This window comes from Paenibacillus artemisiicola (genome assembly GCF_017652985.1).
Lineage (GTDB): Bacteria > Bacillota > Bacilli > Paenibacillales > Paenibacillaceae > Paenibacillus_Z > Paenibacillus_Z artemisiicola.
In genome coordinates, this window is sequence record NZ_JAGGDJ010000007.1 from 1 (window position 1) to 13,361 (window position 13,361).

The window sequence follows — 13,361 nt, forward strand, 5'->3', positions numbered from 1 at the left end:
CCCCCCCCCCCCCCCCCCCCCCCCCCCCCCCCCCCCCCCCCCCCCCCCCCCCCCCCCCCCCCCCCCCCCCCCCCCCTTCTCCGGCAGGAGGCGGGTCCCCGACCTGTCCCGGCGCCGGGCCTCGGGCCCCCCCCCCCCCCGCCCGGGCCCGCCCCCGCCCGGCCTCGGCCGGCGCCCCCCCCCGCCGCCCCCCCCCCCGCCGGACCCCGGACCGGACCGACTCCGCCGCCTCCGCCCAGAAGCCGCCGGCCTCCGCGTCCGCCACCGCGCCCGCGCCGCCTTCGGCGGGCAGCGCGACCAGCCACTCGTGCCCGCTTAAGCGGATCGCGCTTCCGTCCGGCCGGCGGGCGTCCAGCAGCTCGCGGAGCAGGCTCCCCGTCCGGGGCACCTCCCGGGCCCGTTCGGGGTCCGCCGCCAGCAGCGCCTCGTAGCCGTCGACGGCGATTAAAGCGGTTACATACGTCCGCTCCGCAAAGCCCGGATCCAGCGCGATCAGCTCGCGCCAGGCATGCTCCCGCGCGGGACCGTCCCGATCCGCGAACAGCCGCGCCATGTGGCTCTCGGCCAGGACGTCCCGCGAGCGCCGGAGCAGCTTCGCCTTCTCGGCCTCGGCCTTCGCCTTGGCCATGACCGCGGCCAGCTCGGTCCGGTCGATCGGCTTCAGCAGGTAGCCGACCGCGCCCGATTCCAGCGCGGACTTCACGTACGCGAACTCGTCGTGCCCGCTCAGGAACACGACCTTGATCCACTCGCAATGTTCCTGGATCAGCGCGGCCAGCTGCAGACCGTCCATGAACGGCATGCGCACGTCGGTCAGCACGACGTCCGGCCGCAGCGCCCGGATCTGCTCCCACGCCTTCCGGCCGTTCCTCGCCCCGCCCAGGACCTTGATGCCCATGGCCGTCCAATCGATATGGTTCATCATCAGATTCAGCTCGATGGCTTCGTCTTCCACCAGAAATACCGTCAGCATGCGCGAACCCCCGTTTCCTCGAAGTGCAGCCCTAATTATACTACTTGGCCCGATCCGCGAAGAAGGCCAAAAAGACCGATTGCGGCATGTAAGACGTTTTCCCGCACGATTCTTCACATTGTTGTATTGCTGGCCGAAATCGCGGGCCCGTATAATTTGGCCAATATGACCGAAAGAGGTGCGCTCCATGGAAACGGCGGCTACGACGATTCGCGCCAACGAAAAACGGGCCAAACGGCCCTTCCGGCAGCGGCTGCTGGAGCAGCGCTACCTGCTGCTGATGCTGCTCCCCGCGTTCATCTGGGCGGTGCTGTTCGCCTATTTGCCGATGGCCGGGCTGTACATGGCCTTCATCAACTATCAGCCGATGCTCGGCAGCTTCTGGACCAACCTGTTCCACGGCGAGTTCGTCGGCTTCAAGTGGTTCGATTATTTCTTCAGCAACGGCGACTTCCTGATCATCATGCGCAACACGCTGGCTTCGACGCTGCTCTCCCTGGTCGTGTCCTTCCCCGTGCCGATCCTGATCGCGATCGCGGTGAACGAGATCAAGGGCGCCGTTTTCAAGAAAACGGTGCAGACCGTCTCGTACCTGCCGCACTTCATCTCCTGGGTCATCGCGGCGAACATCATCGTCACCGTGCTGTCGTCGGACGGCATCGTGAACAACGTGCTGAAGTGGCTGCACCTGACGCAGGACAGCATCCTGTTCCTGCAGGAGGGCAAGTACTTCTGGTGGATCGTCGCGATCGGCAACACGTGGAAGGAGATGGGCTATAACTCGATTATTTATTTGGCCGCGATCTCCTCGATCAACCTCGACCTGTACGAGGCTGCCAAGGTCGACGGCGCCGGACGGTTCAAGCAGATCGTGTACGTCACGCTTCCGCATCTGAAGCCGACGATCGTCATCCTGCTCATCTTCTCGCTCGGCGGCGTGCTGAACGCGGGCTTCGACCAGCATTTCCTGCTCGGCAACGGGCTGAACCAGGATTATTCCGACGTGCTTTCGACCTATTCGTTCCGGTACGGCTTGCAAAATTCCATGTTCTCCTACGCGAGCGCCGTCGGGCTGTTCAACTCCGTCGTCGCGTTCATCATCATCGTCATCGTCAATTCCGCGTCCAAGAAGATCAACAACCAATCGCTGTTCTAAGGAGGGAGCGCACCATGCCCGGAAAAAGCACGCTGGCGGATAAATCGTTCGACGTTCTGATGTACGCGTTCCTGTGCCTCGTCTTCGTCGTCACCTTCTATCCGTTCTGGAACATTCTCGTCGTCTCGCTGAACGACGCCACCGACGCCGTGCGCGGCGGACTCTACCTCTGGCCGCGGGAGTTCACGCTCGAGAGCTACCGGTCGATCCTGCGCAACTCGGAGCTGATCGGCTCGGTGAAGGTCACCGTCCTGCGGACCGTCGTCGGCACGCCGCTGTCCGTGCTCGCCATCGCCCTGATGGCGTACGCGCTCAGTAAGCGCGAGCTGATCGCGTGGCGGTTCTTCACGCTCTTCTTCATCTTCACGATGTACTTCGGCGGCGGCCTCATCCCGACGTACATGATCATCAAGTCGCTGCAGCTGATCGATTCGTTCTGGGTGTTCGTCTTCCCGGGGCTGATCGGCGTCTTCCTGATGATTCTCGTGCGGACGTATATCGAACAGCTGCCGCCGGAGCTGGAGGAATCGGCCAAAATCGACGGGGCGAACGACCTGCAGATCTTCGCGAGCGTCGTCCTGCCGCTCTGCGTGCCGGTGCTCGCGACCATCGCGCTGTTCATCGGCATCGGGCACTGGAACTCGTGGTACGATTCGTACATCTACACGTACAAGCCGGAGCTGAAGACGCTGCAGGCCGTGCTGGTCAAGATCCTGAACCAGTATCAAACGGGCGCCATGGTGTCCGAGGCGGAAGCGCTGGCCAAGTCGTCGAAGCGCATCCCGGTGTCCGGCGAGAGCATCCGCATGGCCGTCACGATGGTGTCGACGGTGCCGATCATGCTCGTGTATCCGTTCATCCAGCGCTTCTTCGTGAAGGGGATCATGATGGGCGCGATCAAGAGCTGAGGCGGTCGGCGGGCGAGGCGGTTGGCGGGCGAGGCGGTCGGCGGGCGAGGCGTTGGGGCGCTACGAGGCGCGCTGGGTCGGCGGCGCTCAACACCTGCCGTCACGGCCGACTTTCACGCCAATTGCGGCTCCTGCGGCCGCGAAAAGCCGACCAGAAGAGCCTCCGAGACCGCAGCCGCGGAGCCGGGGGCTTTTCCGTGCAGCGGCAGGCGCCATCGCCAACCCGCTATCCCCATCGGACTCACGTTCCGTTATTTCGCCTTTTTCAAGCGTTTCTCTAATTTCGCGGCCACACGATCCGCTATTAGGCGGGAAACCTGCCGTCATGGCCGTCATTCACGCCAATAGCGGCTCCTGTGGCCGCGAAAAGCCGAAACCGCTTGAAATCCGCGAAATAGCGGATTTCCTGGCCGCTTAACTCGTCCCCGCGCAGTCCGCGCGAAGACGGGGCCGTCGCCGAGCGGCACGCACCCGGCCCCGAAATCCGACCATAAAGCCTCCGAAACCGCAGCCGCGGAGCCGGGCTTTTCCGCCTAGCGGCATGCACCCGCCATCGCCAATAGACAAACGATGATGCCTTCGATTCCGTGACTGCGCGTGCGGAGATGTCGGCATCTTTTTTATGGAGCGCTCGAGGCGCTGCTTCTCCCGCCCCTGCAGGCCGGCCGATCTAATCAGGCGCTTCACCCGGCCAAGCCCGCAGGGCAACGGCCGATGCTTCGCGCAATACGCGTATATTTGGTTGCTTTTAGGCAAAAACGGGTATGAGAGGATGCGGACGATCACCATCGGACCACCATCCACCGAATCGAAAGGGAGGACTCCCCGATATGACCACAACAAGCGGCAAAGGACGCATGGACGGCAAAGTAGCCGTCATTACGGGCGCGGGCTCCGGCATCGGCCGGGCGGCGGCGCTTCGGCTGGCGGAGGAAGGCGCGCGGATCGCGCTCGTGGACGTAAAGGAAGAACGCGTCGCGGACGTCAAGCGGCGGATCGAGGAAGCGGGCGGCGAGGCGATCGCCATCGAGGCGGACATCTCGCAGGCCGAGGACATCGAAAGCGCGATCCGGGAAGCGGCGAACCGCTGGGACCGCCTCGACGCCGTGTTCGCCAATGCGGGCATCAACGGCACGCTGGCGCCGATCGAGACGTTGACGCCGGAGGACTGGAGTACGACGCTCGACATCAACCTCAAGGGCACCTTCCTGACGGTCAAATACGCCGTGCCGTTCCTGAAGCAAAACGGCGGCAGCATCGTCATCACGAGCTCCATCAACGGCAACCGGGTGTTCTCCAACTTCGGCATGAGCGCCTACAGCACGTCGAAGGCGGGACAAGTGGCGTTCATGCAAATGGCCGCGCTGGAGCTGGCCCAGTTCGGCATCCGGGTCAACGCGATCTGCCCCGGCGCCATCAAGACGCACATCGGCCAAAACACGCATCCGACGCCGGAGGTGGAGGAGATCAAAATCCCGGTCGAGTTTCCCGAAGGCGACCAGCCGCTCGAAAACGCGCCCGGGCGGGCGTCCCAGGTCGGAGACCTCGTCCTGTTCCTCGCCTCCGACGCGTCGAGCCATATTACGGGCACGCCGATCTACATCGACGGCGCGGAGTCGCTGCTTCGCGGCTAGTCGCGCGCTCGGGCGTGCGCTCGCCGGTGCCGCGCGCGAATCGCGCCCCGAGCGCAAGAGCGGGTGCAAGATCCCCGGGGGCCGCTGCTCCGCAGAAGCCGACTCGCGGCTCGCGAACGAAACCGGCCGCCCCCATTGCTCGCGGCAAGGGGGGCGGCCGGTTTCGCCTGTTCACGGCAGCCGTTCGCTTGCGGCTGCCGTGCGTTTGCGGCTGCCGTTGACATGCTGCAGCGTGCGTTGGCAACAGCCGTTCGCTTGTAGCTGCCATACGCTGGCAGCAGCCGTGCATTGGCAGCCGCGAACGCGATGCGCTCATCCGGTATTCCGCCGCTGCCAGCAAGCACGCTCCGTTCGCTTCGCCCACCCCGGTTGCGGCGCAAGCCGCCCATGCCTCGCTTTGACTTCCCGAAAACGGATGCCGTATAGTGGGTTCAGGGGGGACGAACGATGAAGACCACGGAAACGAAACGGCTGCAAAAGGGAAAGGCGACCAAGAAGCGGATCTTCGCCGTCGCGAAGGAGCTCATCTTGGCCAAGGGCTACAACCACGTGACGGTCGACGAAATTTGCGAGCGGTGCGGCCTCTCCAAGGGCGCCTTCTATATTCACTACAAGTCGAAAGAGGACATCGTCCGCAAGCTGTACCGCGACGATATGTCCGAATACATGGACGAGCACTTCGCGGCTTACGCGCAAGCGCATCCGGACGCTTCGCCGATCGACAAGCTGAGGACGTACCTCGCCCTCGCGTTCGGTTTTCCGGCCGTCGTCGGGGAAGAGCTCACGAAGCTGACCTTCGTCGTCTATCTCGCCGCCAAATCGCCGGAGGTGCCTTCGTTCTTCGCGAATTGCCTGGAGCCCGAGCTGCTGCACGGCATCGTGGACGACGGCATCGCCCGCTCCCTGTTCCGGGAGGAGCTGTCGCGGGACGACATCGTGAACAACCTGTATATCTTCATCACGGGCGCGACGATGACGTGGTGCCTGTCGGATGCCGCTTACGACCTGGCCGCCGCGAGCGTGAAATCGGCGGACGTGCTGCTGCGCGGCCTGCAGCGGAATCCCGGCTGAACGGCAAAACCAAACAACCTCCGGCAGGCCGCGATCGGCCAGCCGGAGGTTATTTGATTTCGGAACGCTATGTATCCGCGAAGCGCGAACCGTGCGCCTTCGCCGCAAGCCACGCGAATGACGCGCAAGGCGGGAGCTGCGCCTAGAGCGACGTCTGCTTCCGTTCCGGCTCGATGCCGTACCGCTTCAGCACCCGCTTCACGGCGTCGAACTGGATCGGCTTCGCCAGGAAATCCGCCATGCCCGCCTCCAGGCAGCGCTCCCGGTCGCTCGGCAGCACGTTCGCCGTCATCGCCACCACGACCGGCGCCTGCCCGGCCGGCGCGGAAGCGAGCACGCGCCGCGTCGCTTCGAGCCCATCCATGACGGGCATGCGCATATCCATCAGAATGAGGTCGTACGCCCGCCGGCCGGCCCGTTCGACGGCCTCGCTCCCGTTGCTCGCGACATCGGCGGCGATGCCGAGCTTATGCAGGAGCGTAAGCGTCAGCTTCTGGTTGATCTCGTTGTCGTCGGCAACGAGCACGGCAGCGGCGGCGCCGCCGCGCAGGTCCGCCCGCGCGTCCGCGAGGCCGGCTTCCGCGAAGCCGGAAAGGCTCGCCGCGGCGGCATCCTCCTCCGCCGCCGCGGCGAAGCTGCCGGGCGGAGGCGACGCCGGCCGGTCCCCGTCCGTCGAATCGGCCGCGGCTTCCCCGTGCGGCGTCAGCCACGTCGTCATCGGCACGGTGAACCGGAACGTCGTGCCCTCGCCCACGACGGACGAGACGCCGATGGTGCCGCCCATCAGTTCGACGAGGTTCTTGCAGATGGCGAGGCCGAGGCCCGTGCCCTCGTACTGCCGCGCGAGCGACGTGTCGACCTGGGAGAACGGCTGGAACAGCAGCGGCAGCTTATCCGCCGGAATGCCGACGCCGGTATCCGTCACGACGAATTCGATCCGCACCGTCTGCCCGGCCATGCCGAGCAGACGCGAGGATACGGAGATGGTTCCTTCGGTCGTGAACTTGAAGGCGTTGCCGATCAGGTTGATGAGCACCTGGCGCAGCTTGATCTCGTCGCCCACCAGCAGCTCCGGCAGCGCCGGGTCCGCCTCGTAGGACAGCGACAGACGGCTCTGCATCGATTTGGCCGTGAAGATGTCGAACGTCTCGGCGATGAGCAGCGGCAGCTTGAACGGCAGCTGCTCCACCTCGAGCTTGCCGGACTCGATCTTGGCGTAATCGAGAATGTCGTTGATAACCGACAAGAGCGCTTCGCCGCTCTTCCGGATGATCTCGCCGTATTCCCGCTGCGATTCGTCGAGCTCCGTGTCGAGCAGCAGCCCGGTCATGCCGAGCACCCCGTTCATCGGCGTGCGGATCTCGTGGCTCACCGTCGCGAGGAAATTCGTCTTCGCGCGGGCCGCCACCTCCGCCGTCTCCTTGGCGGCCATCAGCTCGCGCTCGAACCGTCTTCGTTCGGTCATGTCGCTGACCGTGCAGGCATAGATCCGCTCCTCGTCGATGGTCGCGATGCCGATCTGAATCTCCGCCGGGAACCGGCTGCCGTCCTTGCGCACCGGATGCAGCTGCATCCGCTCGCCCGCCGGCGCGCCGAAGCCCGCCGCATCCGATTCGTCCGATGCGCCGCCGGCCGTGCAGCCCGCCTCTCCGGCTGCGCCCGCAGCCGGCACTTCCATGCCGCCGAGCCGGTACGCGCCGCCTTCGAAGCTGGGGATGAGCATCGTGACGGGATGGCCGAGCACCTCGTCCTCGCGGTAACCGAACATCGCGGCGACCGCCGGGTTGACCGTCAGGATGACGCCGTTCTCGTCGAAGGTCATCATCGTGTCCGTGCTCGTCTCCTGAATGGCGCGGGTCAGCGCCTGCGTCTTGGTCAGCTGGTACGTCGTCTGCATCAGCTCGAGGTTGCCCCGCTCCAGCTCGGCCGTCTGCCGCTGGAGCAGCTCCGCCTGCAGCTGCAGCGTCTTGCTGCCGACGTAGAGCCGCACGAAGCCTTCGATCTTGGCGCGCAGAATCTGCGGCACGAACGGCTTCAGCATGTAGTCGATCGCGCCGGCCTCGTAACCGGTGAAGAAGTGCTCCGCTTCCTTGCTCGTCGCCGAGATGAAGATGATCGGCGTCTCCTGCGTCTTTTTCCGCGACTTGATCAGCCGCGCCGTCTCGAAGCCGTCCATTTCCGGCATCTGCACGTCGAGCAGAATGACCGCGAATTCGTCCTTGAGCAGACAGCGCAAGGCTTCCGCGCCGGAGAGGCATTTGACCAGGTTGCAGTTCAGGTCCCCCAGCACCGCCTCCAGCGCCAGCAGATTATCCGGGTGGTCGTCCACCAGCAGGATGTTGACCGGTCCGTCGTAAGCGATCATCATTGCGTCTTCACCTTCCCCTTGCCATGGTACGGCAACGGCTTCGGCGGGTCTCCCAAGCCCTCGCTTCCGCGGCATCCGCGGAAAGCCCGAAGCGTCGTCGGCCGTCCCTCCTACGATTTGATTTTGCGGTACAGCCGGCTGTGCGCGTCCAGCTCCTCGTACGCGTCGGCATGCCGCGTGAAGTTGATCGATTCCTTGGTGCCCAGCGCCAGGATGCCGAAGGTGCTCAGGCTCTCGAAGAGCAGGCCGTGCACGTGGTTCTGGAGCTCCTTGTTGAAGTAGATCATGACGTTGCGGCAAAAGATCACGTTGAACTCGTTGAACGAGCGGTCCGTTACCAGATTATGCTGGGCGAAGACGATATTGCTCTTCAGCTCGCTCTTGAACAGCACGGAATCGTACTTCGCCGTATAGTAGTTGCTGAACGATTCCTTGCCGCCCGCCTCGATGTAATTGCGCGTGAACGTCTGCATCCGCTCCAACGGGAACACGCCCTCGCGCGCCGTCTCGAGCACGCGCTCGTTCATGTCCGTCGCGTAGATCCGCGTCTTGTCGTACAGCCCCTCTTCCTTCAGCAGGATAGCCATGGAGTAGACTTCCTCGCCCGTGGAACAGCCCGCGTGCCAGATTCGGATGAACGGATACGTGCGCAGCAGCGGCACGACCGATTGCCGGAACGCCCGGAACGCCTCCGGGTCGCGGAACATCTCGGTCACGTGGATCGTCAGGTCGGTCAGCAGCCGGTTCATGACCGCCCGGTCGTGCAGCACCCGCTCCGTCAGCGCCGTGATCGTCGGCAGCCGCTCCGCGTTCACCCGGTGCCAAATGCGCCGGCGGATGGAGGAGAACGCGTAATTGCGGAAATCGTAGCCGTAGAGCTGGAACAGGCCTTCCAGCAGCAGGGCGATTTCGATCTGCTCCCGCTCGCCGGCTTTGTTAGGGTCTTCTTCTCGCAGCATGTCGTCTTCTCTCACCGTTTCGTTATTGATATAACCACACCCTCATCAAGGACAGCAGCTGGTCGATATTGACCGGCTTCGCGATGTAATCGGACGCGCCGGCCTCGATGCACTTGTCCCGGTCTTCCTTCATGGCTTTCGCCGTGATCGCGATGATCGGCAGCCGCTCGAACGCCGCCGTCCCCCGGATATGCCGCATCGTCTCGTAGCCGTCCATCTCCGGCATCATCATGTCCATGAGCACCAGCTGCACGTCGGGGTGCTGCTCCAGCAGCTCCAGCGCTTCGCGGCCGTTCTCGGCGAAATGAATGTCCATCTTGTAGCCTTCCAGCGCGCTCGAAAGCGCGAACACGTTGCGGATGTCGTCGTCGACGATCAGGATCGACTTCCCTTCGAAAATCGTCTCCACGCTGTGCAGCTTCCGCAGCACGCTGCGCTTCGCCTCCGGCAGGTCCGCCACGACGCGGTGCAGGAACAAGGTCGTCTCGTCCAGCAGCCGCTCCGGCGACTTGACGTCCTTGATGATGATCGTCTCGGCGTATTTCTTCAGCTGGATCTCTTCCTTCTTATCCAAATCCCGGCCGGTATAGATGATGATCGGCAGCTCGCGCAGCTTCTCGCTGCCGCGGATGCGGTCGAGCAGCTCGAAGCCGGAGATATCCGGCAGGCCGAGGTCGAGCACCATGCAGTCGTAATGCCGTTCCTCGAGCTCGCGCATCGCCTCGCGGCCCGACGACACCGCCTTCACGACGACGTCCTCGTCGCCGACCAGCTCGATGATGCCCGTGCGCTGGGCGGCGTCGTCCTCCACGACGAGCACGTACTTCAGGTCGCGGTCGAGGAACGATTCGATTTGCTGGAACAGCCTGTCGAGCCGCTCCTTGTCCGCCGGCTTGCGCAGGTAGGCGATCGCGCCCATGGACAATCCCTGCCGCACTTCCTCCATGACGGAGACGACGTGCACCGGAATATGGCGCGTATCCGCATCGTGCTTCAGATGATGCAGGACGGACCAGCCGTCCATGACCGGCAGCATGATGTCGAGCAGGATCGCGTCCGGCTTGAACGTCCGCGCGTCGTCAAGGCCGACGTCGCCCTGCATGGCGACGATGCCCTTGAACCCGCGTGACCGCGCGATGTCGAGCAGCACGCGGGCGAACGGCCCGTCGTCCTCGATGATAAGCACGGTGCGGTCCTCCGGGCCGATGGCGCCGCGGTCGTCCTCGATCGGCGACGGGGAAGGCGCGCGCGCGGCATCCGCGCGGTTCGGCGGCGGCGCGAAGCCCGGGGCCGCCTCCGCGAGGACGGCGCCGATGGCATGCCGCCCCGGCTCGGCCAGCATCGCCGCTTCCACGGCCTGCTCGCCGAGCTTGGCGTCTTCGCCGGCTTCCGGCGCGCTCGCGGCCACGTAATACTCCGGCAGGTACAGCGTGAACGTGCTGCCGCGTCCCTCTTCGCTGGCCAGCTCGATGGTGCCGCCGAGCAGCCCCGCCAAGTCGCGGCTGATGGCCAGGCCGAGGCCGGTGCCGCCGTAGATGCGGCTGGTCGTGCCATCGACCTGCTGGAACGCTTCGAACACGAGCTGCTGCTTCTCCGCGGGAATGCCGATGCCGGTGTCGCGCACCTCGAAGGCGAGCATCCGGCCGTTCTCGGCGCGGACCTTCGCTTCGTCCGGCTCCGCGCAGCGGATCGTCAGAACGACCTCGCCCCGATGCGTGAACTTGAAGGCGTTTGACAGCAGGTTCTTCAGTACCTGCTTGACGCGGTGACCGTCGGAATACAAGCCTTCCGGCACGTCCGGCGCCACCTGGACGCCGAAGGCGAGCCCTTTCTGCTGGCTCATCGGGCCGAAGCTCCGGCGCATCGTCTGCTCCAGCTCGGCGATCGTCACGTGCTCGGTGACGAGGCTCATTTTGCCCGCGCCGATCTTGGACAGATCCAGAATCTCGTCGATCAGCTTGAGCAGGTCGCTGCCGGATGAATGGATCGTCGTCGCGAACTCGATCTGCTTGCCGGTCAGATTCCCTTCCTTATTATCCGTCAGCATCTGGGAAAGAATCAGCAGGCTGTTCAGCGGCGTCCGCAGCTCATGCGACATGTTCGCGAGGAACTCGGACTTGTACTTGGACGACAGCGCCAGCTGCACCGTCTGCCGCTCGAGCGCCGTCTTCGTCCGTTCGATCTGCTCGTTCTTCCGCTCCGTCTCGCGCATCTCGGCTTCCAGCAGATGCGTCTTCTGCAGCAGCTCCTCGTTCGTCTGCTCCAGCTCCTCCTGCTGGCTCTGCAGCAGCTCTTCGGACTGCTTCAGCGAGCGCGTCTGCTCCTCCAGCTGGTCGTTGGAGCGGCGCAGCTCCTCCTGCTGCGATACAAGCTCCTCCGACTGCACCTGCAGCTCCTCGCTCAGCGCCTGCGATTCCCGCAGCAGCTCCTCGATCCGCAGCCGGCCGAACAGCGTATTCAGCACGCTGCCCAGCCCTTCCGTCAGCTCCGCCAGCAGCTCGCGGCGCCGGCCGTCGATCGGCTGCAGCGACGCCAGCTCGATGACGGCGAGCTGCCGGCCTTGGTAGTCGACCGGCAGGAGCAGCAGCGCGCGCGGCTGCGTCTCGCCCGAGCCGGAGCGAATCCGGACGTAGTCGGCCGGCAGCTCGGTCAGCTCGAGCGGCTGCCCGCCGCGGGCGCACTGCCCGACGAGCCCTTCGCCCATCCGGAACTGCCGCTCGAAGGCGGCCTCGTCCTGCGGCGCGTAGGCGCCCTGCAGGCGGAACCGGCTGTCCTCGCCGTAGCCGTCGCGGACGTACAGTCCGCCGTACGCCGCGCCGACGAGCGGCACGAGCCGGTTCATGAACGCCGTCCCCAGCTGGCGGAGCTCCACGGCGCCCTGCAGGTCCACGGTCGCCGCGGCGAGATTGGACTTGACCCACGCCTCGTCCTCCATCTTCTTGTTATACCGCTGCTCGGCTTCGGTCTTGCGCTCCAAGTCGTCCGCGAGCGCGAAGAACGCCTTGGCCACGGCCCCGAATTCGTCCCCGGTCTCCGCGCGGCGGCGCAGAGCGGGATCGCTGATCCCCCGGGCATACGCGCCGATCATGGCCGTCAGCCGGTTCAGGCTGCGCGACACGCCGGCGATGTTCCAGAGCATCGTGCCGATACCGATCAGCATGCCGGCCACCATGGTCGCCACCATGACCATGCGCGTATTCTCGTTCGCGGTCCGGGCCGAAGCGACGGCCTCGTCGGTGGCCCGGCGGTGAAACGCGGTCAAGTCGTCGATCAGGTTGACCGTGTTCTCCTGGCCGGCGGCGCCTTCCTTCTCCCGCAGGGCGACCGCGTCGGCGCCGTGCCCTTCGGCGATGAGCCGCTTCACCTGCTCCGCATATTGAAGATAAACGGTCAGGCCGCGCTCCAGCGCGTTCAGCGAGGACTGCTCCGCATCGGAATCGGAACGCGCCTTCAGCTGCCCGAAGTAGCCCAAGGCGTTCTTCGGTTCTTCGGTCAGCAGGGCGTCGTTCTTGGCCAGATTGTCCGCCGTCGGCACGGTCAGGACGTTCGTGATGCCCCGCGCCACCTTGTTGATCGAGCCCCTGAGGTCATATGCCAGCATCAGCTTCTGGTACCGGTTGGCGTACACCTCGTCCAGCTTGCCGCTTAGCATCGACACATTGTTCAAGCAGACGATCGATATAAACATCAGTACCATCATCATGACGATAAAGCTAAGCATTAATTTTGTCTTTGCCTTCATTCCTGATAACCCACCCGAATTTCCCCTTTGTCGTCATGTCGGCTCCGGCTCGTGCCGGCAGCCCGCTATCTCCACGCGCGAACAGGCCGCGCGTCCCGGAGGACGGCGACCTCGCCGCAACGATTCGGATCGTTGGTCGATTGCCTTGCGATTCGATGCTTAATGGATGTTCGTAATGACGAGTACACGACCGCGATCAAGCTCCTCTTCGTAACGTTCCGCTTCCATGTCGGACAAGCCGATCGACGTCAGCTTCGAGCGAATTTCGTCGCCCCTCGATTTGAACACATTCGCCATCGCGGTGAACATGCCCTCTTCCTTCATGCCGATTTCGTTCGCGTCCGCGGCGTCGGACAACGATTTCGTTTGACTGCTGTCGTGCGCCAGCACGTAAATGTTCTCCTGCCTGTATCCACGCCGGTTCAGCTCTTGTACGGTATGCAGCGCATCCATGGCCGTCGGTACGATTTGAACGCTCGGTTTCATCGGTTGCATGTGAATCCCTCCGCTTTTCAAATGGATTTGCCAGGTGAGGCTAGTCTGGATTTAC

General features: G+C 64.5%; 8 protein-coding genes and 3 pseudogenes. 5 read left to right on the forward strand and 6 right to left on the reverse strand.

The features are described 5' to 3' along the window. Window positions 1-431 (forward strand): annotated as a pseudogene (locus I8J29_RS33785) (hypothetical protein); the annotation flags it as partial. 209 nt (window positions 432-640) lie between these two features. Here I8J29_RS33785 and I8J29_RS34625 read toward each other — a convergent pair. Next, window positions 641-1,162: pseudogene (locus I8J29_RS34625) on the reverse strand (response regulator); the annotation flags it as partial. Here I8J29_RS34625 and I8J29_RS12500 point away from each other — a divergent pair. The 4 genes from I8J29_RS12500 to I8J29_RS12515 all read left to right on the forward strand — a co-directional run bounded on the left by I8J29_RS12500 (window position 1,161) and on the right by I8J29_RS12515 (window position 5,742). Next, complete coding sequence (locus I8J29_RS12500; RefSeq protein WP_208847934.1) at window positions 1,161-2,129, forward strand: ABC transporter permease; 969 nt, start codon at window positions 1,161-1,163, stop codon at window positions 2,127-2,129. The pseudogene I8J29_RS34625 and the gene I8J29_RS12500 sit on opposite strands and share 2 nt — an antisense overlap. Window positions 2,130-2,143: 14 nt before the next feature. After that, on the forward strand, window positions 2,144-3,037 hold the full coding sequence (locus I8J29_RS12505) for a carbohydrate ABC transporter permease (protein WP_090648490.1): 894 nt from the start codon (window positions 2,144-2,146) through the stop codon (window positions 3,035-3,037). Window positions 3,038-3,867: 830 nt separating this feature from the next. Continuing rightward, window positions 3,868-4,671 (forward strand): SDR family oxidoreductase, encoded by an 804-nt coding sequence (locus I8J29_RS12510; RefSeq protein ID WP_208847935.1) that lies wholly within the window; start codon window positions 3,868-3,870, stop codon window positions 4,669-4,671. 447 nt (window positions 4,672-5,118) lie between these two features. Continuing rightward, entirely contained in the window at window positions 5,119-5,742 is a 624-nt protein-coding gene (locus I8J29_RS12515; protein WP_208847936.1) for a TetR/AcrR family transcriptional regulator, read from the forward strand. Between the two features lie 142 nt (window positions 5,743-5,884). Here I8J29_RS12515 and I8J29_RS34630 read toward each other — a convergent pair whose 3' ends face one another. The 5 genes and pseudogenes from I8J29_RS34630 to I8J29_RS12535 all read right to left on the reverse strand — a co-directional run bounded on the left by I8J29_RS34630 (window position 5,885) and on the right by I8J29_RS12535 (window position 13,306). Next, a complete protein-coding gene (locus tag I8J29_RS34630) occupies window positions 5,885-7,207 on the reverse strand; it encodes an ATP-binding protein (RefSeq protein WP_420831120.1) in 1,323 nt (440 codons plus the stop codon). A 3-nt stretch (window positions 7,208-7,210) separates the two neighbouring features. Continuing rightward, window positions 7,211-8,104, reverse strand: a pseudogene (locus tag I8J29_RS34635) (response regulator); the annotation flags it as partial. Window positions 8,105-8,220: 116 nt separating this feature from the next. Continuing rightward, window positions 8,221-9,069 (reverse strand): CheR family methyltransferase, encoded by an 849-nt coding sequence (locus I8J29_RS12525; RefSeq protein ID WP_208847937.1) that lies wholly within the window; start codon window positions 9,067-9,069, stop codon window positions 8,221-8,223. A 22-nt stretch (window positions 9,070-9,091) separates the two neighbouring features. Continuing rightward, the gene (locus I8J29_RS12530; protein ID WP_208847938.1) at window positions 9,092-12,811 is read right to left on the reverse strand and encodes a response regulator; all 3,720 of its coding nucleotides are present in this window, start codon (window positions 12,809-12,811) and stop codon (window positions 9,092-9,094) included. Between the two features lie 159 nt (window positions 12,812-12,970). Then, complete coding sequence (locus I8J29_RS12535; protein WP_240546135.1) at window positions 12,971-13,306, reverse strand: YflT domain-containing protein; 336 nt, start codon at window positions 13,304-13,306, stop codon at window positions 12,971-12,973. Between the last annotated feature and the right edge of the window lie 55 nt (window positions 13,307-13,361).

Excerpts from the sequence above, each read along its gene's own strand:
- I8J29_RS12500 (WP_208847934.1), top strand. The coding sequence starts at position 1,161 with ATGGAAACGGCGGCTACGACGATTCGCGCCAACGAAAAACGGGCCAAA.
- I8J29_RS12505 (WP_090648490.1), top strand. The coding sequence starts at position 2,144 with ATGCCCGGAAAAAGCACGCTGGCGGATAAATCGTTCGACGTTCTGATG.
- I8J29_RS12510 (WP_208847935.1), top strand. The coding sequence starts at position 3,868 with ATGACCACAACAAGCGGCAAAGGACGCATGGACGGCAAAGTAGCCGTC.
- I8J29_RS12515 (WP_208847936.1), top strand. The coding sequence starts at position 5,119 with ATGAAGACCACGGAAACGAAACGGCTGCAAAAGGGAAAGGCGACCAAG.
- I8J29_RS34630 (WP_420831120.1), bottom strand. The coding sequence starts at position 7,207 with ATGACCGAACGAAGACGGTTCGAGCGCGAGCTGATGGCCGCCAAGGAG.
- I8J29_RS12525 (WP_208847937.1), bottom strand. The coding sequence starts at position 9,069 with ATGCTGCGAGAAGAAGACCCTAACAAAGCCGGCGAGCGGGAGCAGATC.
- I8J29_RS12530 (WP_208847938.1), bottom strand. The coding sequence starts at position 12,811 with ATGAAGGCAAAGACAAAATTAATGCTTAGCTTTATCGTCATGATGATG.
- I8J29_RS12535 (WP_240546135.1), bottom strand. The coding sequence starts at position 13,306 with ATGCAACCGATGAAACCGAGCGTTCAAATCGTACCGACGGCCATGGAT.